This is a genomic window from Cupriavidus sp. GW823-FHT07B10, from assembly GCF_058794355.1.
This window is the reverse complement of record NZ_JBXAGS010000008.1, coordinates 37,064-62,979: the sequence shown is the minus strand read 5'-3', so window position 1 is coordinate 62,979 and position 25,916 is coordinate 37,064. Positions and strand designations below refer to the sequence as shown.

The following is a 25,916-nucleotide window of genomic DNA, read 5'->3' as shown; positions in this document are numbered from 1 at the left end:
CCTACTCGCCAAAGCGCAGCGTGTAGCAATGCCGCAGCGCCGTGGCCACGTAACGTTCCGCCGTGGCCAGCGATACCCCCAGACGCTCGCCAATCTGGCGGCAGCTCAGCCCTTCGAGTTGCGCCCACAGGAATGCGGTGCGCACCCGCGGTTTCAAGGCATCGAGGATGCGGTCGATCGCGATCAGCGTCTCGAGAAACTGGAGCCGGCTCTCAGGCGACGGCGCTTGCGGCTCGGGCAACTGGGCCAGCGTCTCCAGCCACGCCAGTTCCAGTTCGCGGCGGCGCCAGTGCTCGATGACCAGCCCGCGCGCAATGGTGCTCAGGTAGGTGCGCGGCTCGCGGATATCGCAGGGCTCACGCCGCAACAGGCGCAGGAACACGTCCTGGGCGAGATCGGCAGCATCGCAGGCATTGCCAAGCTGACGGCGCAGCCATCCCTGCAACCACCGATGGTGGTCGCAATAGAGAACATGAACCTGCTGATTGCCCGGAATGTCGGCGGCGCCCACCTGCGAAACCCTCGTTCATTTCCGCACCCCAACGATGCGCGCACTATGCAAATGAGAATTATTTCTATTTTAAGGCGGAATCCACGGATGCCACAAGCGCTTCCTGGGGACGCTCGCCCCCTCACCCCTTCGCAGCGGCCCGCGGGCCGCTGCTGGGCGGAACCGCTCCCTCACGATCCCAAGTGAATCACGGCCGCGCTGGGTACCCAGCGCCCTGTCAGAACGTTTTTCTCTTTACATGCCAAGCGACACTCGCACTTGACGTCGTAGCAGATGCAAAACCGATCGTGAATGTAGTAGGTGAAACCGCCGCGATATACGGCCTGGCGTTCGCTGCCTCTCGATTGGTCGCTGTCAATACAATTTCGCTCTTGGCCGGGGTATAGCTCAAACCATGCTTCACCGTCATGGCAGATGCATCTGCAGCTGCCATTGCCTCGCCACATCCCTCGGTAGCGAACCCTAGGTTGCCTTCAACCCTGGCGAATAGCGTAGATATCCGCAGCCCCCCAGTATCATTTCGACTCACGCCGTTGCTACTGTCACCATCCGCCGACTCAATGATTGCCATCGTGGCAGGCGAGCCAGCCCCTCGAGCCAGCGTGTTCTCATTAACCTGGAAGCGTGTGCAGCCAGCGAAATCTATCCCAAATCGTCTAAAGAATGAAATCGTACAGTGCACCAAGAATCCCGAGGCCACGCCCCGCAGCCGGATGCAATCAGCTCCGGCACCGTTCGAATGGTTCAGTGTTGAAATAAAGCCAATCTTGAGATTTCTGGTGGGGTCGCCGTTGTCAGCCAAGTTGACATCCAACGCGGGATTAGATCCCCCCCCGCGAAGCGCGCGACTTGATAGGTAGCACCCACCGTTGATCTCGACGCAGTCAACCCCACGTAGCACCACGGGGGCATCACAATAGTCAATCACCACTCCCCCTGTGATTGTTACCAAATCAGTTCCCTGCGAATAGACGCCAGTTGCACAGCCGATGGCGACACCGCCATTGATAACTAGACCAGCAGAATAAGGGCTGTAGTCACCGTCATCATTAACCATGTACGCCGTATTCTTCCAATTGCAGCCTATGAGCTGCGTATTGACTGTCCTGACACGATAGACCCCCTTGTTACCAAACGTACCGTCAAAGGAACATCCAATTAGCGCCCCCTCGCGCACCCCATCGAGATACACCCCGTAGTCGGCATTCATGAATTTGACGTCGACCAGCAAGAAATCATCGTATTGAGTAGTGCTGGTGCCGGTCACCCACCTGACGCCGATACCCCGTCCAGTGAATCTGCCACCGCAGATTGTCAGCTTCTTTCCGTGATCGCTTTTCCTGATAGCTCCCTTGCCTTCCATGGCACATATGATTTCGGCCCCGTACGCAATGAGCGTGACCGCCTTTCCAGTAAGGTCCACCTCCGTCAGCCTGTAGCGACCGCCGGCCGGAAACACTAACGTGCCGCCATCCCTAATCCCCGCCACGGCAGCCGCGACGGCAGCAGTGTCATCGGCAACACCATCTCCCCGCGCACCAAACCTTCTTACGCTTGTCGGTTCGTCCCCCGGACGATGCGACGGAGAGCGCTCCTCAGTGCCTGCGAGACTTGTTTGCCACCGGAGCAGCGAAGCACCGATGCTCGTTGCAAGTCCTCCGAAAAGAATCCTCCGCCTATTACTCATATCCTGGCAACTCCACTCTCGCATCGATCAAGCTAGCTACCCGGTATCCACCAGAGCGGTATTTTTCCGTCAGCTTTTCATCGCTCACTAATGGAGCGATGACGAGTTCCACGCCTTTGCTTGAAGCGCAGACAGGAATTGATACAAGCGCCTCCGCCCCCGCTGGCCCATAGCGAGAGCGCACAACTACTTTCACGGCCGGCTCGCCCTCATCAATATATCGCCGAGATCTGCAATCAGCATACGATAGGCCATCAACGTATTGCGAGCATCATCAATTCTACCGGCGATTAGCGAAGAACCTATGCGACTTAACGGCTCCAAGCAAAGAGTTACAAAAACCAACGTCCACGCAGGCATCCGCTTGAAATGTTTGAACCCGTAAAGTAAGCGGCTACGCAAAGAATAAAACAACCGATGCCCCTTTACCTGTTGCGAGGTGCCGCCGCCGGCGTGATACGCCTGAACGTCAGCTATATACATGCTCCGGAATCCGGCTTGACGAGCACGTAGCGATAAATCAACCTCTTCAAAGTAAACAAAGAATCGTTCGTCAAATCCGTGCAGTGCCACAAATAGGTCACGACGCATTAAAAAGAAAGCTCCTATCACCTGGTCTACTTGCCTATTCGAATCGTGAGGCCATTCCACCATGGCTTGCGTCCATCGCTGCAGGCCTGGAAGGCGATTAAGTCCGGTAGCGTTGACAAAAAAAGATGCCACCGTCGGAAAACGCGAGCAACTGCGAGCCACTTGATTCTTCTCATCCACAAGTGAAACACCGACAATCCCCACGTCCGCCGCCCCAGGTTCCTTAAGGTAAGTCAAGGGTCTGAGCAACGACTCGGAAAATATTCTCGCATCCGGATTCAAGAAGAGCACAAACTCTCCCTCAGCAAGCGCCGCGCCTTGGTTGCAGGCCGCGCCAAAGCCGCGATTCCAGGTATTAACTATTACCTTTACATCAAATGGTGAATTAGACGCCACCACCTTTGCCAGCGACAGAGAATCATCACTTGAAGCATTATCGACAATAATTACCGATTTAACCAGTCCGCCGTGATGCTGCACAATGCTTGCGATTGCATCCGAGAGTTGCCCTCGGCTATTCCAATTCACCAGAACAATATCAAGCATGACCGGGACCTCCCTTTTTCCATCTGAATCGGTACGGTGTCATAAACAGCCAATACCAAAACCAGACCTGAATCCAGGTTGATAGCAACGAAAAATACTGATCCTGGAAGAACTGCATCACCAACGGGTACACCGAAGCCGAATAATAGAAGATCCAGACTCCACCGCTCGAACGCGCTCTCCTATACAGCCAATAGTGCACCATCAAAAACACCGGTGGAATTAGCACGCCGATGTACGAAAAGTCTCGGAAATAAACCTCGTATACCGTATAAACATTGGTCGGATCCGGGACGAACGCATATCCTTTGACCAAAGATACCGGGGCCTTATCTGAAATACCCAGGGCATATTGAAGGGACACAAACAAGCGAAACGTATTCTCCCCCCAACTTAAATCCGGATTCCATTCCACAAGTCGGGAAAATGCAAGAAAAGGACCAACCACATAGCCTCTCAGGCTTTCGAGAAAAGACTCAATATTCTCCGCAATACCCTCATCCGCGGAAATCCCCTTCGCAGTCATCGCCGCTACAAATATCGATAAAGCCGCAAAGATAACCAGCGCGATGAGTAACCCACGCATACGAACTGCACCAACATTCATCAACGGAACAAGAGCCAGACACAAAAAGAACAAGATGTATGTCCGACCAGTGCTGAGATAGCAGTAACATAGACTCACCGCAACGGAAAGCCACAGGCGACCACCTCCCAAATTTGATTGGCGGCAAAGAAATATCGACACAGAGGTAGTCACAAAAGAAAGTACCCATAAGTATGCCAATATCCCATAACCCTCTCCATCCTCCGTTATCGCCGCACGGAGTTTTATATAGCCCAACACAGTAAAAATGCTCTCACCATCCGCAATTTCCGTAGCTCGCCCGTAGACGAACGGGAGCGCAATGATCACCACTAGCTGCGCCAGGTCAATAAATCTACTCTTTCTCGCAATGACCCCGTGCCGCCAAACTTCTGCGCTCCCCACTTGAAGTCGGAGACAGCATGAGATCATAATAAACAACGCAAGAAGCTTTGCCGCCAAAATAATAATGATAAATTCTACCGAAACCGAGATAAAAGTATCCCGAGACAAATAATATCCAAAGAGCAAAAAGAACCAAACGAAGAAGTAAATCTGAAATGGATTCCCGAATCCCAATTGTCGCCGACTCGCTGTCAGCAACCCCGCTAACGTAATGAGCAACAATATCTCAAACATTCCGCCTCCTGGAATAGTATGCTAACGCGCTGGCGTCGAAAATCATGCGACCCACCCAGGCCCAAGCCGCACCATGAATACCGTACTTATCCAGGAGAAAATATAGCGCAACAACAAAAAACGGCAATTCAATCACGTGCAATGTTGCGGTCAGATTGGCTCGCCCGTCCGCCTGAATCAACGCGTAAAACATGGAGCCGATCGCATTGGCAAAGACTCCGAGGCACAGCACTTGACCGATTACAATTGACTCGGAATTTAGATGATCCTTTATCCACCATAAGAGTACCTCCGGCAAAAGCAAAGCCATTAATATGCTCACCACCGCCATTAATCCAATCATGATGTATAGCCAGCGACGAAAATAGGCGCGCCACTCACCAGGACGTTCACGCATCAACTGGCTCAAGGTTGGGAACATTACGGACGATACTGAGCTTACCAATATCAAGCTCTGCGTCACCATCTCGTACGGCAAAACATAGACAGTCACCGCTGCAGCAGAGATGACCGAGGCGATAACAAAACGATCCGCTTGGACTAAGATCGGGCTTACTATGCTACTGACCGTCACCCATCCGCCGAAAGCGAACAGTGATCGCGCGATCTTCGAAGAATAGACGCCCTTATATCCAACCCCACCAATCCGCATGCATCGGGCAGCCAAGTGATCAAATGCGAACAAAGCAAGAACCCTACTGACTACTAACGTTGCAATCAGCCACGGAAGTTGATTGGTATAGAGTGTCACCAGATACGGCCCACCAAAATTGATTACGCCGAGTCCCGCGCGCAATAAACTAATGCCTTTGAAGTTCAGAAAGGCTTCGTTCATGCCGCGATAGGTGGCACTCATCGCCTGTGCCGGTAACGCAATCGCTAGCAATATCATGGCCGAGCGGATCTCAAGAGGGGGGGTACCATGCGCATCGATCCAAGCGTATCCACCCAGCAACGCGGTCGCCGCGACGAAACTACCACCGACCAGCCCTGTCACAAGAGTAATCCGCCGCGCTGTCGCCAGCACGTCCGGGATATCCGCTAGATCGTCTGCGCCCCGTAGACTGGATACCAACTGCGTCAGTGCACGACCGATCCCGAGATCTAGCGCACCCGCATAGCCGATCAATCCCCATGCCAGCGCCAGCAACCCAAACCGTTCGTTCCCGAGTTTCTGTATGAGTTGCGGGACCGTGACAGCGGCGACGAGTAATGGGAGCGCCAATCCAGCTAGATTCCACGAAATATGGGATAGCCGCATGATCTACCGATTTCAACCTGAGATCGAGCCTCGCAATCTCATCAGATACCATAGCATCGCCTGCTCAATGCCTGTTCTGACACGATATTTCGGATCGTAACCAATTAGATTTCTGGCTTTCACAATATCGACCTGACTATCGCGTATATCACCAGGACGGAAGTTCCGATATCTCGGTGACTTACCATATGCAACGTCGCCAAGAGCTATTGTGCAAATACGCACAATTCTCCTTAAAGGTCAGTCCTAGGACGATCACCTTCGCACGCTTCACCACGCTTCCAGACTGAATGATCTTCTTTACCGTCTGCTGTGCCACACACACCGCCATGCCATCATTGATGCGACGACCGGCCAGAATGACTTGCAGGTGATAGCCCAGCATCTCAGCCTTGTGGGTCAGGTCCGGACAAATGGATGTTTTGGCGCCTTCCCTTGTTTCAAGAATTATCGGCGGTGCTGGCAGCGTCAGAGAGTATTTATGTGCGGCACCACATACAAGCATTTCCTCGGTGCCGCATCGACGCCGCCATCGACGCACGGTCAGTAAGGTATGTCCGCGCGAAAGTCCAGTAGCAAGTTAATGCCAGGCGGTCCGCACGTTGGTGCTTCGCCCAGATGCCGGGGCCATAGCTATCTACGCGCAATTCTTCACTAACGCGACATATTTTGCTGATGTATGTCTGGATTCGATCAGGAAACGCTCCAGCAAGCCCGGGGCAGCGGATCAGCCATTCGGCTGAACCACACGCGCAACTCGCTATAAGTTCCCCGTCCGGGCGAGCCCGTTACAACGATGAAAATCCGTACGCTCTGTCGTAAAGAGAACCAAGAATCACCCGCATGCGCCATGGCGGTAGCGCTGGCCGTGCACGCGCTCGTTCTTCAAGCTATTGAAGAAGCTTTCGCTGGGGGCATTGTCCCAACAATTCGCTTTGCGACTCACCGAGCAGGCCGTGCCATAGCCAGCAAGCTTGGTCTGGAAGGCCTGGCGGCCGCGGTCGGAGTGGTGGATCAGCCCCGGCGCCGCAGCGCCGGCTTGCCAGAGGCCGCTCACGGCGGGGGCAACCGCCGTTCAGCCTTTCACGCACACCACCTGCCGCAACGTGTGCACGATCTCCACCAGGTCAGCCTGCGCCGCCATCACCGCGTCGATGTCCTTGTACGCCATCGGAATCTCGTCGATCACCGCGGCGTCCTTGCGGCATTCGACCCCCTCGGTCGCATGCACCTGGTCGGCCACGGTGAAGCGGCGCTTGGCCTCGCTGCGGCTCATGGTGCGCCCCGCGCCGTGGCTGCATGAGCAGAAGGACTCCGGATTGCCCTTGCCGCGCACGATAAACGAGCGCGCGCCCATCGATCCCGGGATGATGCCCAGCTCGCCCACGCGCGCACTGACCGCGCCCTTGCGCGTTACCAGCACGTCGGCGCCGAAGTGATGCTCCTTCTGCACGTAGTTGTGGTGGCAGTTGACCGCCTCCAGCTGCGCCTGGAAGGGCTTGCGCAGCACGCGCTGCGCAGCGGCCAGCACCGCCTCCATCATCAGCTCGCGGTTGCGGCGCGCGTAGGCCTGGGCCCATGACACGGCGAAGATGTAGTCCTCGTAGTGCGTGGAGCCTTCGACCAGGTAGGCCAGGTCGCGGTCCGGCAGGTTGGCGAGGTGCTTGCGCATGTCCTGCTGCGCCAGCGAAATGAAGGTCGTGCCGATGGCATTGCCGACGCCGCGCGAGCCGCTGTGCAGCATGAACCAGACTGACTGGGCCTCGTCCAGGCACACCTCGATAAAGTGGTTGCCGGTGCCGAGCGTGCCCAGGTGATTGCGATGGTTGGTGCGCGCCAGGTGCGGATACTTGTCGGTGATGCGGCGAAAGCCCGGCGCCATTTCGGCCCATGCCGCGTCAACGGGCGCCGGCGCCGAGCCCCAGGCCCCCTGGTCGCGCCGCCCGCCCTGCGCGGTGCGACCGTGAGGAACGGCGTGCTCGATCGCGCTGCGCAGCGGCCCGAGGTTGTCGGGCAGGTCAGCGGCGGTGAGCGAGGTCTTCACGGCCATCATGCCGCAGCCGATATCCACGCCCACCGCGGCGGGAATCACCGCGCCCACGGTCGGGATCACCGAGCCGATGGTCGAGCCCTTGCCCAGATGTACATCCGGCATCACCGCAACATGGCGGAAGATGAACGGCATCCGCGCCGTGTTCAGCAGTTGCTCGCGGGCAGCGCCTTCCACCGGGACGCCGCGCGTCCACAGCTTGACCGGCTTGCCGGCGCCGGTGTCCAGCACGTCATAGTGGCGCTTGTCCGTCATGGCCGCCCCTGGCTTTGTCGTCGCGGATTGCAGGTTAGACGGCCAGGGCCAGTCCAGGATTCCCTGCCGCCCGACTCAGCCCAGCAGGAAGCTGCCGAAGGCGCCCAGGTCGACATTGCCGCCCGAGATGATGATCCCCACGCGCTTGCCCTTCACATCCAGCTTGCCGTGCAGCACCGCGGCGGCGGCCAGGCAGCCGGTGGGCTCAGCCACGATCTTCATGCGCCCGGCGAAGAACTTCATGGTGTCGACCAGTTCCGCATCCGACACCGTGACGATGTCCGTCACCAGCTCGCGGATCACGGCAAAGGTGTGGTTGCCCAGGAACGGCGTCTGCGCGCCGTCGGCAATGGTGCGCGGGGTGTCGATGCGGACGATCTCGCCGCTGCGCAGGCTGCGCTGGCCATCGTTGCCGGCCTCGGGTTCGACGCCGTACACGGCGCAGCCGGGCGACATCGCCCGGGCCGCCACCGCGCAGCCCGACAGCAGCCCGCCACCGCCGAGGCACACCACCAGCATGTCCAGCGGCCCGGTTTCCTCGAACAGCTCCTTGGCCGCCGTGCCCTGCCCCGCCATCACGTGCGGATGGTCATACGGCGGGATCAGCGTCATGCCGCGCTCGGCGGCGATGCGCCGGCCCAGCGCTTCGCGATCGTCCTGGTAGCGGTCGTACAGCACCACTTCGGCGCCATAGCCGCGCGTGGCTTCGATCTTGATCGCGGGGGCGTCCTGCGGCATCACGATCACCGCCTGCACGCCCAGCAACCGGGCCGACAGCGCGATCGCCTGCGCATGGTTGCCGGAAGAGAACGCCAGCACGCCGCCCGCCTTCTGCTGCGGCGTGAACTGGGCGATGGCGTTGTAGGCGCCGCGGAACTTGAAGGCGCCGATGCGCTGGAAGTTCTCGGCCTTGAAGAACAGCTGCGCGCCGGTGGCCACGTTCGCGGTGGCGGAGGTCAGCACCGGGGTGCGGTGAGCCGCCGCGCGGATGCGTTCGTGTGCGGCGGCGACGTCGTCGAAGGAGATAGGCAGGGCGGTCATGGCGGTGGCAAGGAGGCTGGGACCGGCCAGTTTACCCGCCCCGGGGCCACCTTGCAGCCAGGCCGGCCCGGCGTGGCGCTATGCCGCGGCCCGCCTGTGCGCCGCGCGCCGCTGCGTGGCCAGCGTATCGGCACCCCGGTCCGTGCTCCTGTTGCGCTGGCTAACGACGCGACGCGCCGAACTGATCCCTACGAGAGAGGGGCATGGCGTGGCCAGCAGGAGGAATGGCTGTCAACGCTGGGGATGTTGCAAGCAAGGCACGGTCACTTCGACCCGGCGATGACTGCGTCGCCAGGACATGGCAGCATACGGAGCCCATGCCCCCAGGAATGCCCCATGCTGAACGGATTCGATGCACTGGTCGAAGAGTCGATGGCGGACTGGAAGATCCCCGGGCTTGCGCTGGCCGTGATCCGCGACGGCGAGCCCGTCCTGATGCTGGGCTACGGCGTCCGCGACAGCGCCGGATCAGCACCGGTGACAACGGCCACGCAGTTCATGCTGTGCTCGATCACCAAGTCCTTCACCGCGGCCGGCCTGGGCCTGCTGGTGGACGAGCGCAGGCTGGACTGGGCCACGCCCGTGCGCGACCTGATCCCGGGATTCCGGCTGCACGATGCCGTCACCACCGAGCGCATCACGGTGCGCGACCTGCTCTGCCACCACAGCGGCATGCCGCGCCACGACTGGCTCCATACCCCGGGTGACCTCGAAACCGGCGAACTGCTGGCACGGCTGCGCCACCTGGCGCCCAGCCGTGACCTGCGCGAACCCTGGCAGTACCAGAACCTTGGCTACGTGATCGCCGGCCATGTGGCCGAGCGCCTCAGCGGCCAGCGCTGGGAGGACTTCACCGAGGAGCGCCTGCTGCGGCCGCTGGGCTTCTCACGCTTCGGTTTCTGCGCCGAGGCCCTGGCCGCCGCTCCCGACCACGCGCACCCGCATACGATGGTTGCAAGCGAGTGCTTGCGTGCGAACTGGTCCTCCATTGTGAAGCCGGCCGGTGGCCTCGCCACCTCGGTGGAGGACTTGGCGAAATGGATGCGCTGCCTGCTGGATGAAGGCAAGGTTGGCGGGCGTGCCCTGCTATCGCCGGCGATCGTGCGCGACATGATGACGCCAGGCGTGCATATCGGCATGTCGGAGTTCCCGGAGGTCGGCGATCAGCATTACGGCCTTGGCCTCACGGTCGAGCAATACCGCGGCGAGCGCACGGTCTCGCACAGCGGCAGCTGGCTGGGCTGGGCGGCGCTGATGACGCTGATGCCATCCAGGCGTATCGGCATTGCGGTGCTGACCAACCGGGCACCCAGCGCGGTGACCGCGCTGCTGACCTATGCGGCCCTGGACCAGTTGCGCGGCCATGCGCCCATCGACTGGCTCGGCCGCATGCGCGCCCGGCGCCAGGAAATGCTCGCGCAGCTGCGGGTCGACAAGTCGGCACGACAGGCGCGGCAACACACCGGCACCGCTCCCAGCCATCCGCTGCACGACTACGCCGGCGATTACTCCCATCCCGCCTACGGGCAGATCACCATCGATACCGATGGCGATGCACTCTCCTGGCGCTGGCGCGGCATGTCCGGCCAGCTCGCCCATCGTCATTACGATGTGTTCACCACCGCCGAAAAACCCGCCGAAATCCATCCCGACAACCTGGCCCTCACCTTCCTCTACAATCGGGAAGGCACCATCGACCGCATTGCGGCACCGCTGGAACCGCTGGTCGACGATATTGTCTTCCACCGCATGGCAAGCGGCGACGCGACCACGGCGGGGACCGACTGACGCGCAGGTTGCCGCGCAGCCGGCCCTGGCCATTGAGCGTGAGCGGCCCGATGCTGGCGATCGTTGCGGCGCGCGCCGCGCCGGCGTCGCCCTGACCGCGCCTGCCGACGGTCAGGCCACCGCCGCCGACGGCACTGCCTGCCCCGCCTGAGCACTGCGCCGCGCCAGCAAATCCAGCGCCACATCCACGATCATGTCTTCCTGCCCGCCCACCATGCGCCGCCGGCCCAGCTCGACCAGGATGTCGACCGTGCCCAGGCCGTAGCGCGCCGCGGCGGCCTCGGCATGGCGCAGGAAGCTTGAATAGACCCCGGCGTAGCCCAGCGCCAGGGTCTCGCGGTCGACGCGCACCGGGCGGTCCTGCAGCGGGCGCACGATGTCGTCGGCGGCATCCATCAGCGTGTAGAGGTCGCAGCCGTGCAGCCAGCCCAGGCGTTCGGCGGCGGCGATAAAGACTTCCAGCGGGGCGTTGCCGGCGCCGGCACCCATGCCGGCCAGGCTGGCGTCGACGCGGTCGCAGCCCTCTTCCACCGCGACGATGGAATTGGCCACGCCCAGGCTCAGGTTGTGATGGGCGTGCATGCCGGTCTGGGTCTCCGGCCTGAGCACGTCCTTGAAGGCGCGGAAGCGCTCGCGCACGTCCTGCATGCCCAGCGCGCCGCCGGAATCGACCACATACACGCACTGGGCGCCGTAGCTTTCCATCAGCTTCGCCTGCTGCGCCAGCGCCGCGGGCGTGGTCATGTGGCTCATCATCAGGAAGCCGACGGTGTCCATGCCGAGTTCGCGCGCATATTCGATGTGCTGGCGCGAGACATCGGCTTCGGTGCAGTGCGTGGCCACGCGCACCACGCGCGCGCCGGCATCATAGGCGGCGCGCAGGTCGTGCACGGTGCCCACGCCCGGCAGCAGCAGCGTGGCCACGCGGGCATGGCGCACGGTCTCGGCCACGGCGGCGATCCATTCCAGGTCGGTATGGGCGCCAAAGCCGTAGTTGAAGCTGGAGCCCGACAGCCCGTCGCCGTGCGCGACCTCGATCGAATCCACGCGCGCGGCGTCGAGCGCGGCCGCGATGCGGCGCACGTGCTCCAGGCTGTACTGGTGGCGGATGGCGTGGCTGCCGTCGCGCAGCGTCACGTCCGAGATGTAGAGCTTCTTGGTGGGTTGTGCGGTCATCTTTGTCTCCCTGCGGCTCATGCGGACAGCCGGGTCTCGGCCAGGCGCTCAGCGCAGGCCAGTGCGGCGCTGGTCATGATGTCGAGGTTGCCGGCATAGGCCGGCAGGTAATGGGCGGCGCCCTCCACTTCCAGGAAGATCGAGGTCTTGAGCCCGCTCATCGGTCCCAGGCCGGGGATATTCAATGGCGCCGACGCGGCGATACGCTCGAACTGCACGCGCTGCTTGAGCCGGTAACCCGGTACGTAGCCCTGCACTGCCTGCGCCATCGCTTCGACGCTCGCCGCAATTTCCGCTTCATCGCCGTCCTCCGACAAGGTGAAGACCGTGTCGCGCATCATCAGCGGCGGTTCCGCCGGGTTGAGCACGATGATGGCCTTGCCGCGCGCGGCGCCGCCCACCGAGCACAGCGCCTGGCTGGTGGTCTCGGTGAACTCGTCGATATTGGCGCGCGTGCCCGGCCCGGCCGACCTGCTCGAGATCGACGCCACGATCTCGGCGTAGTGCACTCTGGCCACGCGCGACACCGCCGCCACCATGGGGATGGTGGCCTGGCCGCCGCAGGTGACCATATTGATGTTGGGGGCATCCAGGTGCTGGTCCAGGTTGACCACGGGCACCACGTACGGGCCGATCGACGCCGGCGTCAGGTCGATCACGCGCACGCCGTGCTGCTGCAGCACGCGGTTGTGATGCGCATGAGCACCGGCCGAGGTGGCATCGAAGGCGATGCGGATATCGCCGAAGCCCGGCATGCCGACCAGCCCGTCGATGCCCTCGGCCGTGGTCGGCACGCCCAGGCGCGCGGCGCGGGCCAGCCCGTCCGACGCGGCATCGATGCCCACCATGGCGCCCATCTCCAGGCTCCGGCCGTGGCGCATTACCTTGATCATCAGGTCGGTGCCGATATTGCCGGAGCCGATGATGGCCACCTTGTGGCGGCCGCTTGCTTTCATGTCCATGTCGTTATCCTTATCGCGTGGGCGTCAGCGGCCCAGTTCCGTGGCGGTCTTGCCGCCGATGCCGAACTGCGCCTTCGGCACCTCGGTGATCATCACGCGCACGGTTTCCACCGGTGCGCCCACCGCTTCGACCGCGGCATCGGTGAGCGCGCGGATCAGGCGCGCCTTCTGTTCGTCGGTACGGCCTTCGATCAGGAAGACCTGCATGATTGGCATGGTGTGTCTCCTTGCTACGCGGTTCAGGTGAAGCGCATCGATACCGTGCCCAGGTGCTGGTAGCGAACGGTGATGTTGTCGCCGGCCGCCACCGCGATGGCCTCGGTCACGCCGCCGGTCATGATGAAGGTGCCCGCCGGCAGCTCGCGCCCGCGCGCCCCCAGCATATTGGCCAGCATGGCGACGCTGTTGGCCGGATGCCCGAGCACCGCCGCGCCGGCCGCGGTGGCCACCACCTCGCCGTTCTTCTCCAGCACCACGCCCAGGTTCTTCAGGTCCAGCCCCTCGGCGCCGCGGTGCGTGCCGCCCACGACGAAGCGCGCCGACGAGGTGTTGTCGGCAATCACGCTCTTCAGGTCGAAGCGGAAGTTCTCGTAGCGCGAGTCGATCACCTCCACCGCCGGCACCACGAAGTCCGTCGCGGCCAGCACGTCGCCGATATGGCAGCCAGGCCCCTTGAGCGGCGCCTTCAGCACGAAGGCGATCTCGGCTTCCACCTTGGGATGGATCAGCGTGCCGGTATCGATGGCGGCGCCGTCCATGCAGGCGCCATAGTCGGTGAGGAAGCCGTACACCGGGTCGCTCACGCCCATCTGGCGCATCTTGGCGAACGAAGTCAGGCCCATCTTGAGCCCGGCGATGCGGGTGCCGCGCGCCTCCTTGCGCGCGCGGATGGCGTCCTGGATGGCGTAGGCGTCGTCCCAGTCCATGTCCGGGTATGCGTCGGTGATCTTGCGCACCGCCTCGCGCTGCAGCTCGGCGTTCTCCAGGTGCTCGGCGAGCCGGGCAATGGTGTCGTGTGTCAGGTTCATGGCATGTCCTGCGCTGAATTGAAAAATGGGTCGGGTTCAGGCGAAGCGCACGCCGGCCGAGCCGATGCCGCCCAGGCTGATGCGCAGCTGGTCGCCGGCGGTTACGGGCACCATCGCGGCAAGAGAGCCGGACAGGATCACCTCGCCCCGCTTCAGGCCAATGCCCAGCCGGCCAAGCGTATTGGCCAGCCACGCCACCGCATTGACGGGATGCCCGAGCGCGGCCGCGCCGGCGCCGGTGGCGACGATCTCGCCGTTTTTCTCCAGCGTCATGCCGACCGTGCCCAGGTCCACGCTGCGCGGGTCCACCGCGGCATCGCCCAGCACGAACACGCCTGACGATGCGTTGTCAGCCACGGTGTCCTGGATGCGGATCTTCCAGTCGCGGATGCGCGAGTCGACGATCTCGAAGCAGGGCAGCACATAGGCGGTGGCGCGCAGCACGTCGGCATTGGTCACGCCCGGCCCCTCCAGGTCTTCCTTCAGCACGAAGGCAATCTCGCCTTCGGCCTTGGGCGCGATCAGGGTGTCGGCGGGAATCGCCGCGCCGTCGGGGTAGACCATGCCGGACAGCAGGTGGCCAAAGTCGGGCTGGCGCACGTCGAGCATGTCCATCACCACGCGGCTGGTCACACCGATCTTCTTGCCGACCACGCGCTCGCCGGCGTCGAGCCGATGCTGCACCATCGCCAGCTGGATGCGGTAGGCATCGTCGATGCTCAGCTCCGGCCACGATTCGGTCAGCGGCGCCACCGGGCGACGGGAGGCCAGCGCATGGTGCAGGCCGGCGCCGATCTCAAGGATAAGTTCGTTATGCATGACGGGACCTCACAGGCGGACGCAGACGTTGCGCAGCTCGGTGTAGAACTCGAGCGAATGGACACCGCCCTCGCGGCCGATGCCGGACTGCCTGGCGCCGCCAAAGGCGGTGCGCAGGTCGCGCAGGAACCAGGCATTGATCCAGCAGATGCCAACGTCCAGCGCGCTGCCCATGCGGTGCGCGGTGCCGAGGTCGCCGGTCCAGACCGTGGCGGCCAGGCCGTACGGGCTGTCGTTGGCCAGCGTGATGACTTCCTCTTCGGTGTCGAACGGGGCGATATGGCAGCACGGCCCGAAGATCTCCTCGCGGATCACGGCGGCGCTTTCCGGCAGGCCGGTCCAGATGGTGGGCTGCACCCAGGCGCCTTCGGCCAGCGCCCCCGGCATCTGCGGCACGCCGCCGCCGGTGACCACGGTGGCGCCGGCCCCGGCGGCCTTGCGGTAGTAGGACAGCACCTTGTCGCGGTGCTCATGCGACACCAGCGGGCCCATGTTCACGCCGGGCTCGGTGGGCCGACCCAGCTTCAGGCCCTCGGCCTTCGCCTTCAGCGCGGCGACAAAGCGCTCGAAGATCGGCCGCTGCACGTAGACGCGCTCGGTGCCCAGGCACACCTGGCCGCTGTTCTCGAACGCCGAGCGCGTGATGCCGGCCACGGCCTTGTCGAAATCCGCATCGGCGAACACGATGCCCGCGTTCTTGCCGCCCAGCTCGAACGACACCGGCCGCACGCCGTTGGCCGCTGCCTTCATGATGGCCTCGCCGGTGCGGGTCTCGCCGGTGAAGGTGATGCCGTTGACCTGCGGGTGCGCGGTCAGGAACGCGCCGGCCGAATCCGGGCCAAAGCCGTGCACCACGTTGTAGACGCCGGGCGGCACGCCGGCCTCGTTCATCACCTCGCCCAGCAGCGTCGCGGTGGCGGGGGTCTCCTCCGAGGGCTTGACCACCACGGTGTTGCCGCAGGCCAGCGCCGGCCCGACCTTCCATGTCATCAGCAGCAGCGGCAGGTTCCACGGGCACACCACGCCGATCACGCCGCGCGGGCTGCGCACCGCGTAGTTGATGGCCTTGCCGCCGTCGGGCGTGTCCATGGCAAAGCTTTCGGTCGGCACGTTGCGGATCAGGTCGGCAAAGACCTTGAAGTTGGCCGCGCCGCGCGGGATGTCGACATGACTGGCCAGCCCGAAGGGCTTGCCGGTATCGGCAATCTCGGCCTGCACGAATTCGTCGAAGCGGCGGTTGATGCCGTCGGCCACCGCGTGCAGCAGCTCGACCCGCTGCGCCACCGTCATGCGGCCCCACGGTCCCTGCAGCGCGCTGCGCGCGGCCCGCACCGCGGCGTCGACCTCGGCCTGTCCGGCCTCGTGCACGTGGCCGATCAGGCTGTTGTCGGCCGGATTGCGGTTCTCGAAGGTCCGCGCGGTGCCGACCCACTCGCCGTTGATGAAGTTCTTGAAGTCTTTCATGTTGTTTCTCTGGTATTGAAGCATTCGTGCACGGCAATCCTCCGCTCATCGATGGGGTGCTCCCTCTCCCGCAAGCGGGAGAGGGAGCAAACGAGCGGGAGGCGAGCGTTCGCGCTCAGGTCAGCACATTCAAGAACGCTTCGTTCAGCTTCCTGTCGTGGTAGAAGATCGCGCGCCCCAGCTCGTTGTCGGTCCAGGTGATGGTGGGCTTGTCCGGGTAGTGGATATAGCCGCCGGAGAAGACCTCGTTGCGGTTGCCCGAGGGATCGAAGAAGTAGATCGTCGCGCCACGCGTAATGCCGTGACGGGTCGGGCCGATGTCGAGCGACACGTCCTTCTTGGAGATGATGTCGGCCGCCTTCAACACTTCGCTCCAGTTATCAAGCAGGAACGAGGCATGGTGGAAGCGGTTCTTCTCCGGGTGGCGGATAAAGGCAATGTCGTGCGCCTTGTTCGAGCAGGTCAGGAAGGCACCGATCAGCATCTCGCCGTCGGCCCCGGCCACGACCTGCTCGGCCAGAGAAAAGCCCAGCACGTCGCGGAACAACTTGACGGTGCCGTCGACATCGTCGCCATACAGCAGGCAGTGGTCGAAGCGGCTGGGCGCCATGCCGCGCAGGTCGTCCGGCCACGGGTCGGGATTGAGGTCGCCGGTCTTGCAGCCAAGCTTGTCCTTGTCGGCAAAGAGTTCGATCGCATGCCCTGTCGGGATGGTGAAGCGAAAGCGCACGCCGGTATGCGGGTGCTCGCCCGCGGCGATCCACTTGCAATCGCTGGCCAGGCCGGATTGCTCCACCTCCTGCGCCAGCCGCTCCAGCGTGTGGCCGCTGTCGACGCGAAAACCCATGTAGTCCATGCCCGGGCTGTCGGCCTCGCGCAGCACCACGCTGTGGTGGTCGTGCTCGTCCCATGCCTTCAGGAACACCCGGCCCTGCGCATCGCGCGCGGTTTCGATCAAGCCGAGTACCTCGGTGTAGTGTTTCAGCGCCGGTTCCAGCTCCAGCACGCGCAGGGCTACGTGCCCCGGTCGCAATACGCCTGTCAATGCCATGATGGGTCTCCTGGTGTGGTGGGGTGGCGTTGTGTGGGTGCCACCTTCCTTGTTTGTGCTTCGTTTGCGTGCTACCGGCCCTGTTCGCGCCACCGCTGCTTTTCCAGGCAGCGCTGCAGCAGGGCCACCGGCCGCAGGCGGATATCGCTGTCCGGGTAGGTCTTGCAGGCCAGCACCAGTCCGTCGCGCTGCTCCGCTTCGGACAGGCAGGCGCGGCTCATCTTTCCGGCGTGAAAGTCGCCGGCTTCGATGCGGACCTTGCACACGCCGCAGCCGCCGCCGCGGCAGCCGGCGGGGATGCCGCGCTGGCCCAGCACTTCCATGGCCCGCAGCAGGTTCTGCTCGGGCGCGCAGGGGTAGCGCAGCCCGCTGCCGGCGATCTCGACGGTATGCATGGCCGGCCTCCTCAGATCTTGAACAGCGGACTGCGCGCGCTGTTCTGCGCATCGGCCGCGGACAGGAACTTCTCGGTGTGGATATCCGCCTCGAACAGCCGGCCCTGCATCAGCGTGCGGATGCAGGCCTCGATCATCGGCGGCGGCCCGCACAGGTAGGCCTTGTGGCCGCGGAAGTCGGCATTGCCGTCCTGCGCGTAGAGCTGGTGCAGCACGTCATGCACGTAGCCGCGCGCGCCGCTCCAGCCGCTGTCGGCGGGTTCGTCCGACAGCGCGGGCACGTAGCGGAAGTTGGGGTGGGCCTGCGCCAGTGCCTGGAACTCGGCGTCGTAGTACAGCTCGCCGCGGTTGCGCGCGCCCTGCACCAGCGTGATCGGCAGGGTCTCGCCGGCGGCCAGCAGGTCCAGGATCATCGCGCGCGGGCTGGACAGGCCGGAGCCGCCCGCGAGGAACAGCATCGGCACCTGCGCCGACTTGCGCACGAAGAAGCGGCCATAGGGCGCTGAGAACGACAATTCGTCGCCGACCGCCAGCTGGTCGTGCAGGTACCCGGTGGCCTGCCCGTCCGGCACGCGCCGCACGTGCAGCTCGACCAGCTCGTCGCCCGGCGCGTTGGCCAGCGAGAACGCACGCGGCTGGTCGCAGCCCGGCACGTTCAGGTTGACGTACTGACCGGCCTGGAAGGTCGTGCGTCCACCATCCTTCACACGCAGCCAGATGCCCAGGATGGTGGGCGTCAGGGCGCGCGTCTCGACAACTTCGGCGCGATAGTCGGCCAGCGGCAGGCCCAGCGCATCGGCGTCTTCCTCGATGTCGGCCTCGATCACCAGGTCCGACTGCGCGGTCGCGCAGCAGGCCAGGCACTGGCCGTTGTCGCGCTCGAAATCCATCAGCGCGAAGCTGGAGGCCTCGCCCTGCTCGACCTCGCCGTCCACCACCTGCACCTTGCAGGTGGCGCACAGCCCGTGGCAGCAGGCATGGGGCAGCCACACGCCGTTGCGCAGGCAGGCGTCCAGCACGGTCTGCCCGGGAGCGATGGGGATGGTCTGCCCGATCGGTTCAATGGTCAGCGAATACATCTTGGTCTCCTTCCGGTGGTGCGTTCGACCATGCGCCTCAGCTGCGGCTGCCGCCGATGCCGTCCAGCCCCGGCGTGCGGAAGCGGATCACGTCCTTGTGGCCCAGGCCGTTCTCTTCCAGCGAGCGGTCCAGGTCGGGCTGCCAGGGCTGGCCGCCGCGCAGCCACTGCACCTGGCCCCAGTCGATGCGGGCAAAGTCGGGGTGGTAGCCGTAGACGCCGGGCAGCACCTTGTCGACCACGTCGCGCAGCGGCATCGACGGCGGGAACGGGAAGCAATGCGGCGCGCAGAACAGCAGGTGGCCGTCCCAGCCGATATAGAGCAGCCGGTTGCCGTGGAACACGGCCTCGCGGTCGGCCGCCTCGAAGGCGTAGTCGCCGATGGATACGACGGGCATGGTTGTCTCCTTGTCTTGTGATGGGGGCCGCTTCAGGCGGCGTCCGCGGCAGGCCAGATGCCCTTCCACGCGTTCCAGTTGCGCTGGTCCTGCGAGCCCTCGAAGTCCAGGTTGTCAGCGCCCGGGTTCAGCCGGTACCACTTGAGCACGTCCTCCAGCGTGGCGCCGCCGCAGTTGCCCTGGTAGATCTGGTGCACCGGCAGCCAGGCCTGCGCGTACTTGGCGGGCTCGTCGTCGAAGATGTCCTTGCAGCCGTCCGAGCAGAAATGGAACTTCATGCCGTGGTACCTGCTTTCGCGGTAGCAGGTCTGGGTCGGGTCGTCCGGCTCCGAGAACACCATCGGGATCTGGCAGGTCTGGCACAGCATCGGCAGCGTGGTGTTGTAGAAGCGGTCGCCGGCCTGCTGGCGCTCCTGCCAGTGGTCCAGGCGCGGCTTGTAGTAGCGCTCGAAGGTCTGGGGGTACTTCTCGGCCAGCCATGCCATCTCGTCGGCCTTGGGCACCCAGGTGTGGAAGCCGGCGGCGCCCGCGTAGTTGTAGAAGGTGGCCCAGGCCTCGTGCGTGATGCGGTCCTTGGTCCTGGTGGCCACTTCGTGGTACTTGGGCATGCACAGGCCGTAGCGCTCCAGGTCCTTGAACAGGGCCCCGCCCGCCTGCTCGAAGTACATCTCCCAGGCCTCGGCCCACGACATCACGCGCTTGGGCAGCATGTAGTCCATCATCATGCCGACCAGCGTGAGCAGTCGGAAGCCGCGCCAGAACCACTTGTCCAGCCACTTCTGCAGGATCGGGATATTGCCGGGGTCCTGCTCGCACAGGAACTTGACCACTTCCAGGCCCAGCGTCATGTGGCGCGACTCGTCGGACTGCGCGGAGAAGCCGAAGGTCACCGTGGCCATGTCGCCGTTGTAGGCGGCGCCGGACATGAACGGCATGAACAGCAGGTTGGTCAGCACATACTCGAACGAGAACGAGATCGCGGTGATGAACTCGAACGGCCCCGCGCTCATCGCGTCCTCGAAGTAGGACTTGGGCACCGACAGGTACCAGACCCGGTCGTGCATGTGGCGCCATTCGCCAAAGCCGTGGAAGTACTTGTTGTAGACCGACAGCGTGTGCAGCTGGGTCTGGGCGTGGCGCAGCTCGTCGACCGACTGCATCTGCGCCGCCACGCGCGCGCCGGCGCCGCGGAAATGCCGGCCCAGGTGCGCGTAGCCGCGGTGGGCGGCGTATTCCAGCGGCGTCACGCCGGTCAGGAACAGCCGCAGCGCGTTCAGGTAGCGCGGGTCGGATACGTTCAGGTGGCCGTTGTTCTGCACGAACGAGTCGATGATCGCGTACAGCTTGCGCTCCTTCTCCGACTGGTATTTCCAGTAGGCATCCATGGTCATGCGGAACGGGTCTTCCCATTTGTCCCAGTCGTGGATGCGAATGCCCTCGTACTTGTCGAACGGGAAGACCTTGTCCATCGGCTCGTAGGTCGTTTCCCAGGCCAGGTCCCGCGTCATCGAGGCGTACTTCTCGCGCAGGTTGAGCTTCTTGCGTGCGTCCATGATGTCTCCGTGATGTTCTGTGTGCCGCTGCCCGGTCAGGCGTTCCAGCGCAGCGTGAAGGCGTCTTCGTCTTCGTCGATGTTTCCGCACAGCGAGATCAGGTTAAGGTGGATCTCCTGCAGGTCCCAGTCGCGGCCGAGCTTGCCGGCCACCAGTTCGCGCACGATGGTCAGGTGGCCGGGGGCGTCGATCTTGACCATGGCGGGAAACTGCGACACCACCGCATGCGGGTTGGCCTCGGTGATGGCGTCGATGATGGGTCGGGTGTCGTCGTTGTTCTGCAGGGCGATATAGACGTTGGCAGCGGTGGCTGACATGGCGTGTCTCCGTGGGGTACGTCGTGGGCGGATCAGGCAGCCAGGCCGAGCCTGCCCAGGCGGACTTCGAACTGCTCGCGGCACAGCGCCACCATCTGCGCGCCGTCTTCGCCGGTGAGCACATCGGCCACCGGCACCAGCGCCTGCGCCACCTCGGCGCAGGCGGCGCGCGCCCAGCCCGACAGCAGCGCGCGGTTGGCGTCGGACTCGGCCGCTGCGGCCTGGATCACGGCATCGACCCAGCGTGCGTGCTCGTCGCGCCAGTCGTTCATGAATTCGGTCAGCACCGCCAGCCCGGTGCCGCAGGCGCGCGCGATCACCGCGTCGGCATGCTGGTAGACCAGCGGGTAGAGCAGTCCGTCGAGCACCAGGTTCTGTGCGACGAAGGTCTCGAACCAGTCCCCGGTGACAAAGGTGTGCTCGACAAAGCGGCGCAGCGGCTGCCACGCGGCGCTCTCCAGCCAGGCCACCCTGGCCCGCTCCAGCGCCACGCCGGTATTGCCGTCCAGCAGCATGCCGATGCGCGACAGGTATTGGGCGATACCCAGGCGGTCCATCGCGCAATAGGTGCAGGCCTGCGTGATGGCCGTGCCCCAGCCATAGTCGGCGCAGTAGAAGTTGTTCATGTTGGCGCCCCACTCCACATGGCGCAGCGGCAGCAGGCCAACGGCCAGGCGTTCCTGCCATTCGGCCGGCAGCGCCTGCAGCAGCCCGCGCTTCTCGACGAAGGCAAAGCTCTTTTCGGTTGCATCCTGCTGGCGCCCACGCGCGGTCACGTAGGCGCCGTAGTAGAACTGGCGCGGGTCCTTCAGCGCGTACCAGTCCTGCATCACGATCGCCGTGCGGCGCTTGTCATACAGCTCGAAGCCTGGGTCCCAGGTGGGGCGGTAGTGGAAGTTCACCTCAGACTGCACGTCGTAGGTCGCCTCCTGGTAGCGCGACGCCGGCTTGTCGCCGAAGCGGCGCGCGACATGGCCGTAGGTCTGGCGCAGCGGCTGGATCTGCTGGGTCTTGATATCGACTTGCATCGCTTGGTCTCCTGTATCCCTTCTCTCTTTGTGATGCGGTGGCTGCGGCGTCAGTCGTCGGCTTGCGGCTGCGGCGCGGTTTCCAGCGGGGGCAGGAAGCGCACGCGGTTGACGCAGCAGAAGGCTTCGAACATCGGTTCCGGCATGATCAGTTCGACGTTGAGCTCCGGGTCGGCCACGCTGAAGGCGAACTGCACAAACCCTTCGGGGGTGCGGCCCTCGACCCGCACATAGCGCGGCGTGGCTTCGAACAGGGGAACCGACGGGGTGTTCATGGCGCGCTCCGTTGCGTTGGCTGGACGCAGGCCTTACTGCGAAGACCGTGCCAGCAAGCGCGAAGCGTTGTGGGACAAGGGTTACGGGGAATTGGCGATGGCGAGCGTGCGCGTTAACCCGGAAAGGTCCGCGCGAAACGCATCGATGAATTGATGAAGCTGCGCACAGGTCTTGATCAAATGATCAAAAGCCGCGCCGGGCGGGCGTTTGCGGGCAGCGAGCAGATGCGGATGGGATTGCCCTGCGGCGCAGCAGCGTGCGTGGGCAACCTGGGTGAGAAGACTTGATCTGGCAGGGAAAAATCGCTGGCGCGGTGCAGCATCGGGCAACTTCGGGCCGATGCGCGGCCCGGAGGGGCTGCATCAAATGATCAAGTGGGGAAGAAGCTGGAATTCGAGGCGCTTGGAAGACGCGATCGATGTTGATGACCACCGGCGCGCTCCCTCTCCCGCAAGCGGGAGAGGGGAGCAAACCCTCGGCACTTGAGGCGAGGAAACGGCGTCAGTTACCGTTGCCGTGCCCGTTACCGGCACGCGTACCGCGCATCTTCCACCGATACGCCAGCTGCGGCCGCGTAATGCCGAGCAACCGCGCCGCCTGGCTCATGTTGCCGTCGGCGCGCTGCATGGCCGCCTCCATCAGCACGGTCTCGACGTCGCCCAGCGCCAGCTGCTGCTCTGACATCTGGTCCAGCAGCGCATGGACCGCGGCTTCGCGCAGGTCTGGCAAGGTGCCGCCCGCGCCCAGCCGCGGCGCGGTATCCACCACCGGTGCCACGGTGCCCGGCAGGAACAGGTGGTCGGCCGTGATCTGGCCGCCCTGGCTGGCCAGGATCACGCCGCGCTCGATCACGTTCTCCAGTTCGCGCACATTGCCGGGCCAGTCATAGTGGCGCAGCTCGGCCAGCGCGCGGTCGGTGATGCCGACGATGCGCTTGCCGTGGCGCGCGCCGTAGCGGGCCACGAAGCGCTCGGCCAGCGGCCGGATGTCGTCCAGGCGCTCGCGCAGCGGCGGGATCGTGACCGGGTAGACGTTGAGGCGGTAGTACAGGTCCTTGCGGAAGGTGCCCTGCTTCACGGCTTCGGCCAGGTCGACATTGGTGGCGGCCACCAGCCGCACATCCACCTTGCGCGTGCCGGTGCCGCCCACGCGCTCGACCTCGCCTTCCTGCAGCACGCGCAGCAGCTTGGACTGGGCCGAGGCGGACAGCTCGCCCAGTTCGTCCAGGAACAGCGTGCCGCCATGCGCACGCTCGAAGCGCCCGGGGCGCGACTGGCTGGCGCCGGTGAAGGCGCCCTTTTCCACGCCGAACAGCTCGGACTCGATCAGCTCATCGGGAATCGCCGCGCAGTTCACGGCAATGAAGGGCTTGTCGGCGCGCCCGCTCACGCTGTGCAGCGCCTGCGCGAACCGCTCCTTGCCCACGCCGGTCTCGCCCAGCAGCAGCACCGTCACGTTGCTGGCCGCGGCCCGCTGCAGCAGGCCCCAGGCGGCACGGAAGCCGGGCGAGGTGCCGACCAGGTCGGCCGGCGTGGCCGGGGTGCCCTGCAGCGCGCGCAGGTGCTCTACCTCGCTCTGCAAGGCGATGATGGTTTCGATCACGGGATCGGGCTGGTACAGCGCCAGCGCCTGCGCGCCGTCTTCCCAGGCTTCCACCGGCTTGCCGATGATGCGGCAGTGCGGATGGCCGCAGGCGATGCACTCGACCTCGCGGTACAGGATGGTGCGCCCCATCAGCGCCGAGGTGTAGCCGGTGGCGTAGCCGATCTGCATCCAGCAGGCAGGCTCGTCGACGATGCCGAACAGCTGGCGGTGGACGTCGCCCTCGAAAGAGTCTTCCCACAGGAATTCGCCATCGTAGATGCCGGCGGCGATGTCGATGTCGACCTTGACCGGCGTGACCCGCACCACCCCCTCGATGGTATGCAGGCAGGGCCCGATCTCCAGCTGGCCGAAGTCGCTGTGGCCGGCGCGCAGCTTGCGCGCGACCTCCGCATCGCGCATGCCCGAATGGAAGCCCATGCGCATGAACAGGCCGCGCGCGCGCTCCATGCCCAGGGTGTCCACCAGTTCCTTGCGCAGCGCGCCCAGGGCGGCGGTATGGATCAGGATCATGCGCTGCTCATCCAGCCAGATCGCACCCTCTTCCATGGCGAAGCGCAGGCGGCGGGCAAGATCGGCCAGGCCATCGCGCATGGTGGCCGAGAACTTGTCGGTTGAACTGCTCATTGTCTCCCCTCAGTGCCGGCGGGTGATCCGCTCGAGTGTGCCTTTCGGCTGGCATCTTACGCACATTATGTGCCAGGGAGACGGGGGCAGGGTAATGACATTCCCCCGGAGCATTTCCGGGGGGTCTCCCTATGAACCGCGTTGGTCCGGGCCGCTCAATCCGCCCGGATACCCCGCTGGCGGATCAGCACACCCCACTTGTCGGTTTCCTTCGCCAGGTGCTCGCGCAGCACCGCCGGCGAACTGCCGATCGGCTCGGCGCCGATCAGCGCCAGCCGCTTCTGCACCGCAGGCTTGCGCAGCGCCTCGAGCATGGCGCGGTTGAGCGCGTCGATGACCGGCTGCGGCGTCTTCGCCGGCACGAAGGCGGCGAACCACGGCGACAGCTCATAGCCCGGCAGGCCGGCCTCCGCCACCGTCGGCACGTTGGGCAGCGCGCTGGAGCGCTTGCTGGTGGTGACCGCGATCGCCGTCAGCTTGCCCGATTCGATATGCGGCCTGGCCGAGGTGATGCTGTCGAACATGTAGTCGACCTGGCCGCCCAGCAGGTCCGTCATGGCCGGGCCGCTGCCCTTGTAGGGGATATGCAGCATGTCGACGCCGGCCATCGAGGTGAACAGCTCGCCTGCCAGGTGGATCGAGGTGCCATTGCCCGCGGAGGCATAGGTGTACTTGCCCGGCGCCGCCTTGGCGTGCGCCACCACGTCCTTGACGGTGCTTTCCTGGCGCCGCGCCTTGCTGGCCACCAGCACGTTGGGCACCACCGCCAGCAGCGACACCGGCGCGAAGTCCTTGACCGGGTCGTAGCTCAGCCGGCCGTACAGCGCCGGGTTCACGGCCATGCCGTTGGCAACGATGATCATCGTGTAGCCGTCGGCGGGCGCGCGCGCCACCAGTTCGGCGCCGATATTGCCGCCGGCGCCCGGCCGGTTCTCGACCACGATGGCCTGGCCCAGCGTGCGCGACATGTCTTCGCCCAGCGTGCGCGCGATATTGTCCATGGCACCGCCCGCGGGGAACGGCACGATCCAGCGGATCGGATGGTCGGGATAGGCCGCGTGCGCGGCCGGCGCTGCGAACGACAGGCCGGCAGCCAGTGCCAGCGCCCCTGCGCGGCTGGTGCTTGCCAGCCGCTGGAATAACGTTTTCATAGTCTCCTCACTGCTTGATGCGCCCCGCGCATATAG

Annotated in this window: 24 protein-coding genes and 2 pseudogenes; 1 reads left to right on the top strand and 25 read right to left on the bottom strand. The window is 64.1% G+C overall.

Features of this window, described 5'->3' with window-relative positions:
* Nucleotide 1 precedes the first annotated feature (1 nt).
* The 9 genes and pseudogenes from AC1Q6V_RS18230 to AC1Q6V_RS18190 all read right to left on the bottom strand — a co-directional run bounded on the left by AC1Q6V_RS18230 (nucleotide 2) and on the right by AC1Q6V_RS18190 (nucleotide 9,167).
* Nucleotides 2-511 carry a sigma-70 family RNA polymerase sigma factor gene (locus tag AC1Q6V_RS18230; protein ID WP_058698492.1) on the bottom strand — a complete coding sequence of 170 codons (510 nt, stop codon included), beginning with the start codon at nucleotides 509-511 and terminating at the stop codon, nucleotides 2-4.
* Between the two features lie 217 nt (nucleotides 512-728).
* Nucleotides 729-1,874, bottom strand: coding sequence for a hypothetical protein (locus tag AC1Q6V_RS18225; RefSeq protein ID WP_412459424.1), 1,146 nt, complete (start codon nucleotides 1,872-1,874; stop codon nucleotides 729-731).
* Between the two features lie 516 nt (nucleotides 1,875-2,390).
* Complete coding sequence (locus tag AC1Q6V_RS18220; protein ID WP_081050358.1) at nucleotides 2,391-3,335, bottom strand: glycosyltransferase family 2 protein; 945 nt, start codon at nucleotides 3,333-3,335, stop codon at nucleotides 2,391-2,393.
* Nucleotides 3,328-4,560 (bottom strand): O-antigen polymerase, encoded by a 1,233-nt coding sequence (locus AC1Q6V_RS18215; RefSeq protein WP_454749401.1) that lies wholly within the window; start codon nucleotides 4,558-4,560, stop codon nucleotides 3,328-3,330. The genes AC1Q6V_RS18220 and AC1Q6V_RS18215 overlap by 8 nt, the downstream gene beginning before the upstream one ends.
* On the bottom strand, nucleotides 4,553-5,821 hold the full coding sequence (locus AC1Q6V_RS18210) for a flippase (protein ID WP_058698494.1): 1,269 nt from the start codon (nucleotides 5,819-5,821) through the stop codon (nucleotides 4,553-4,555). The genes AC1Q6V_RS18215 and AC1Q6V_RS18210 overlap by 8 nt, the downstream gene beginning before the upstream one ends.
* Before the next feature lie 205 nt (nucleotides 5,822-6,026).
* Nucleotides 6,027-6,224 (bottom strand): annotated as a pseudogene (locus AC1Q6V_RS18205) (nucleotide sugar dehydrogenase); the annotation flags it as partial.
* A 450-nt stretch (nucleotides 6,225-6,674) separates the two neighbouring features.
* Nucleotides 6,675-6,851 (bottom strand): annotated as a pseudogene (locus AC1Q6V_RS18200) (IS3 family transposase); the annotation flags it as partial.
* Nucleotides 6,852-6,896: 45 nt separating this feature from the next.
* A complete protein-coding gene (locus tag AC1Q6V_RS18195) occupies nucleotides 6,897-8,126 on the bottom strand; it encodes an RtcB family protein (RefSeq protein ID WP_011616675.1) in 1,230 nt (409 codons plus the stop codon).
* A 75-nt stretch (nucleotides 8,127-8,201) separates the two neighbouring features.
* Nucleotides 8,202-9,167 (bottom strand): threo-3-hydroxy-L-aspartate ammonia-lyase, encoded by a 966-nt coding sequence (locus tag AC1Q6V_RS18190; RefSeq protein ID WP_010810406.1) that lies wholly within the window; start codon nucleotides 9,165-9,167, stop codon nucleotides 8,202-8,204.
* Between the two features lie 336 nt (nucleotides 9,168-9,503).
* Here AC1Q6V_RS18190 and AC1Q6V_RS18185 point away from each other — a divergent pair, with 336 nt between their 5' ends.
* A complete protein-coding gene (locus AC1Q6V_RS18185; protein WP_454749402.1) occupies nucleotides 9,504-10,955 on the top strand; it encodes a serine hydrolase in 1,452 nt (483 codons plus the stop codon).
* Between the two features lie 111 nt (nucleotides 10,956-11,066).
* On the opposite strand, the gene dmpG is transcribed toward AC1Q6V_RS18185, so the two are convergent.
* The 16 genes from dmpG to AC1Q6V_RS18105 form a co-directional block, all read right to left on the bottom strand.
* Nucleotides 11,067-12,131: a 4-hydroxy-2-oxovalerate aldolase gene (gene dmpG / locus AC1Q6V_RS18180; RefSeq protein ID WP_454749403.1), complete on the bottom strand. Its 1,065-nt coding sequence runs from the start codon at nucleotides 12,129-12,131 to the stop codon at nucleotides 11,067-11,069.
* A 17-nt stretch (nucleotides 12,132-12,148) separates the two neighbouring features.
* Nucleotides 12,149-13,093 carry an acetaldehyde dehydrogenase (acetylating) gene (locus AC1Q6V_RS18175; RefSeq protein ID WP_454749404.1) on the bottom strand — a complete coding sequence of 315 codons (945 nt, stop codon included), beginning with the start codon at nucleotides 13,091-13,093 and terminating at the stop codon, nucleotides 12,149-12,151.
* A 24-nt stretch (nucleotides 13,094-13,117) separates the two neighbouring features.
* A complete protein-coding gene (thmT, locus tag AC1Q6V_RS18170) occupies nucleotides 13,118-13,336 on the bottom strand; it encodes a 2-hydroxymuconate tautomerase (RefSeq protein WP_255266301.1) in 219 nt (72 codons plus the stop codon).
* Nucleotides 13,333-14,121, bottom strand: coding sequence for a 2-oxo-3-hexenedioate decarboxylase (gene dmpH / locus AC1Q6V_RS18165; protein WP_439672452.1), 789 nt, complete (start codon nucleotides 14,119-14,121; stop codon nucleotides 13,333-13,335). The genes thmT and dmpH overlap by 4 nt, the downstream gene beginning before the upstream one ends.
* A 36-nt stretch (nucleotides 14,122-14,157) precedes the next feature.
* Nucleotides 14,158-14,940 (bottom strand): 2-oxopent-4-enoate hydratase, encoded by a 783-nt coding sequence (gene dmpE, locus AC1Q6V_RS18160; protein WP_454749405.1) that lies wholly within the window; start codon nucleotides 14,938-14,940, stop codon nucleotides 14,158-14,160.
* A 9-nt stretch (nucleotides 14,941-14,949) separates the two neighbouring features.
* On the bottom strand, nucleotides 14,950-16,404 hold the full coding sequence (locus AC1Q6V_RS18155; protein ID WP_454749406.1) for a 2-hydroxymuconic semialdehyde dehydrogenase: 1,455 nt from the start codon (nucleotides 16,402-16,404) through the stop codon (nucleotides 14,950-14,952).
* Nucleotides 16,405-16,519: 115 nt separating this feature from the next.
* Complete coding sequence (locus tag AC1Q6V_RS18150) at nucleotides 16,520-17,455, bottom strand: catechol 2,3-dioxygenase (protein ID WP_011616670.1); 936 nt, start codon at nucleotides 17,453-17,455, stop codon at nucleotides 16,520-16,522.
* Nucleotides 17,456-17,526: 71 nt separating this feature from the next.
* The gene (locus AC1Q6V_RS18145) at nucleotides 17,527-17,850 is read right to left on the bottom strand and encodes a 2Fe-2S iron-sulfur cluster binding domain-containing protein (RefSeq protein ID WP_454749407.1); all 324 of its coding nucleotides are present in this window, start codon (nucleotides 17,848-17,850) and stop codon (nucleotides 17,527-17,529) included.
* An 11-nt stretch (nucleotides 17,851-17,861) separates the two neighbouring features.
* A complete protein-coding gene (locus AC1Q6V_RS18140) occupies nucleotides 17,862-18,929 on the bottom strand; it encodes an NADH:ubiquinone reductase (Na(+)-transporting) subunit F (protein ID WP_454749408.1) in 1,068 nt (355 codons plus the stop codon).
* A 37-nt stretch (nucleotides 18,930-18,966) separates the two neighbouring features.
* Nucleotides 18,967-19,326: a phenol hydroxylase subunit P4 gene (locus AC1Q6V_RS18135; RefSeq protein ID WP_010810417.1), complete on the bottom strand. Its 360-nt coding sequence runs from the start codon at nucleotides 19,324-19,326 to the stop codon at nucleotides 18,967-18,969.
* 32 nt (nucleotides 19,327-19,358) lie between these two features.
* Nucleotides 19,359-20,879 (bottom strand): aromatic/alkene/methane monooxygenase hydroxylase/oxygenase subunit alpha, encoded by a 1,521-nt coding sequence (locus AC1Q6V_RS18130; protein ID WP_454749409.1) that lies wholly within the window; start codon nucleotides 20,877-20,879, stop codon nucleotides 19,359-19,361.
* A gap of 35 nt (nucleotides 20,880-20,914) precedes the next feature.
* Complete coding sequence (locus tag AC1Q6V_RS18125) at nucleotides 20,915-21,196, bottom strand: MmoB/DmpM family protein (protein ID WP_010810419.1); 282 nt, start codon at nucleotides 21,194-21,196, stop codon at nucleotides 20,915-20,917.
* 32 nt (nucleotides 21,197-21,228) lie between these two features.
* The gene (locus AC1Q6V_RS18120; RefSeq protein ID WP_439669704.1) at nucleotides 21,229-22,224 is read right to left on the bottom strand and encodes an aromatic/alkene monooxygenase hydroxylase subunit beta; all 996 of its coding nucleotides are present in this window, start codon (nucleotides 22,222-22,224) and stop codon (nucleotides 21,229-21,231) included.
* Nucleotides 22,225-22,274: 50 nt separating this feature from the next.
* Nucleotides 22,275-22,499 (bottom strand): phenol hydroxylase subunit, encoded by a 225-nt coding sequence (locus AC1Q6V_RS18115; protein WP_010810421.1) that lies wholly within the window; start codon nucleotides 22,497-22,499, stop codon nucleotides 22,275-22,277.
* Nucleotides 22,500-23,001: 502 nt separating this feature from the next.
* Nucleotides 23,002-24,729: a phenol degradation transcriptional regulator PoxR gene (gene poxR / locus AC1Q6V_RS18110; RefSeq protein ID WP_010810422.1), complete on the bottom strand. Its 1,728-nt coding sequence runs from the start codon at nucleotides 24,727-24,729 to the stop codon at nucleotides 23,002-23,004.
* 155 nt (nucleotides 24,730-24,884) lie between these two features.
* The gene (locus tag AC1Q6V_RS18105) at nucleotides 24,885-25,880 is read right to left on the bottom strand and encodes a tripartite tricarboxylate transporter substrate binding protein (protein ID WP_454749410.1); all 996 of its coding nucleotides are present in this window, start codon (nucleotides 25,878-25,880) and stop codon (nucleotides 24,885-24,887) included.
* Between the last annotated feature and the right edge of the window lie 36 nt (nucleotides 25,881-25,916).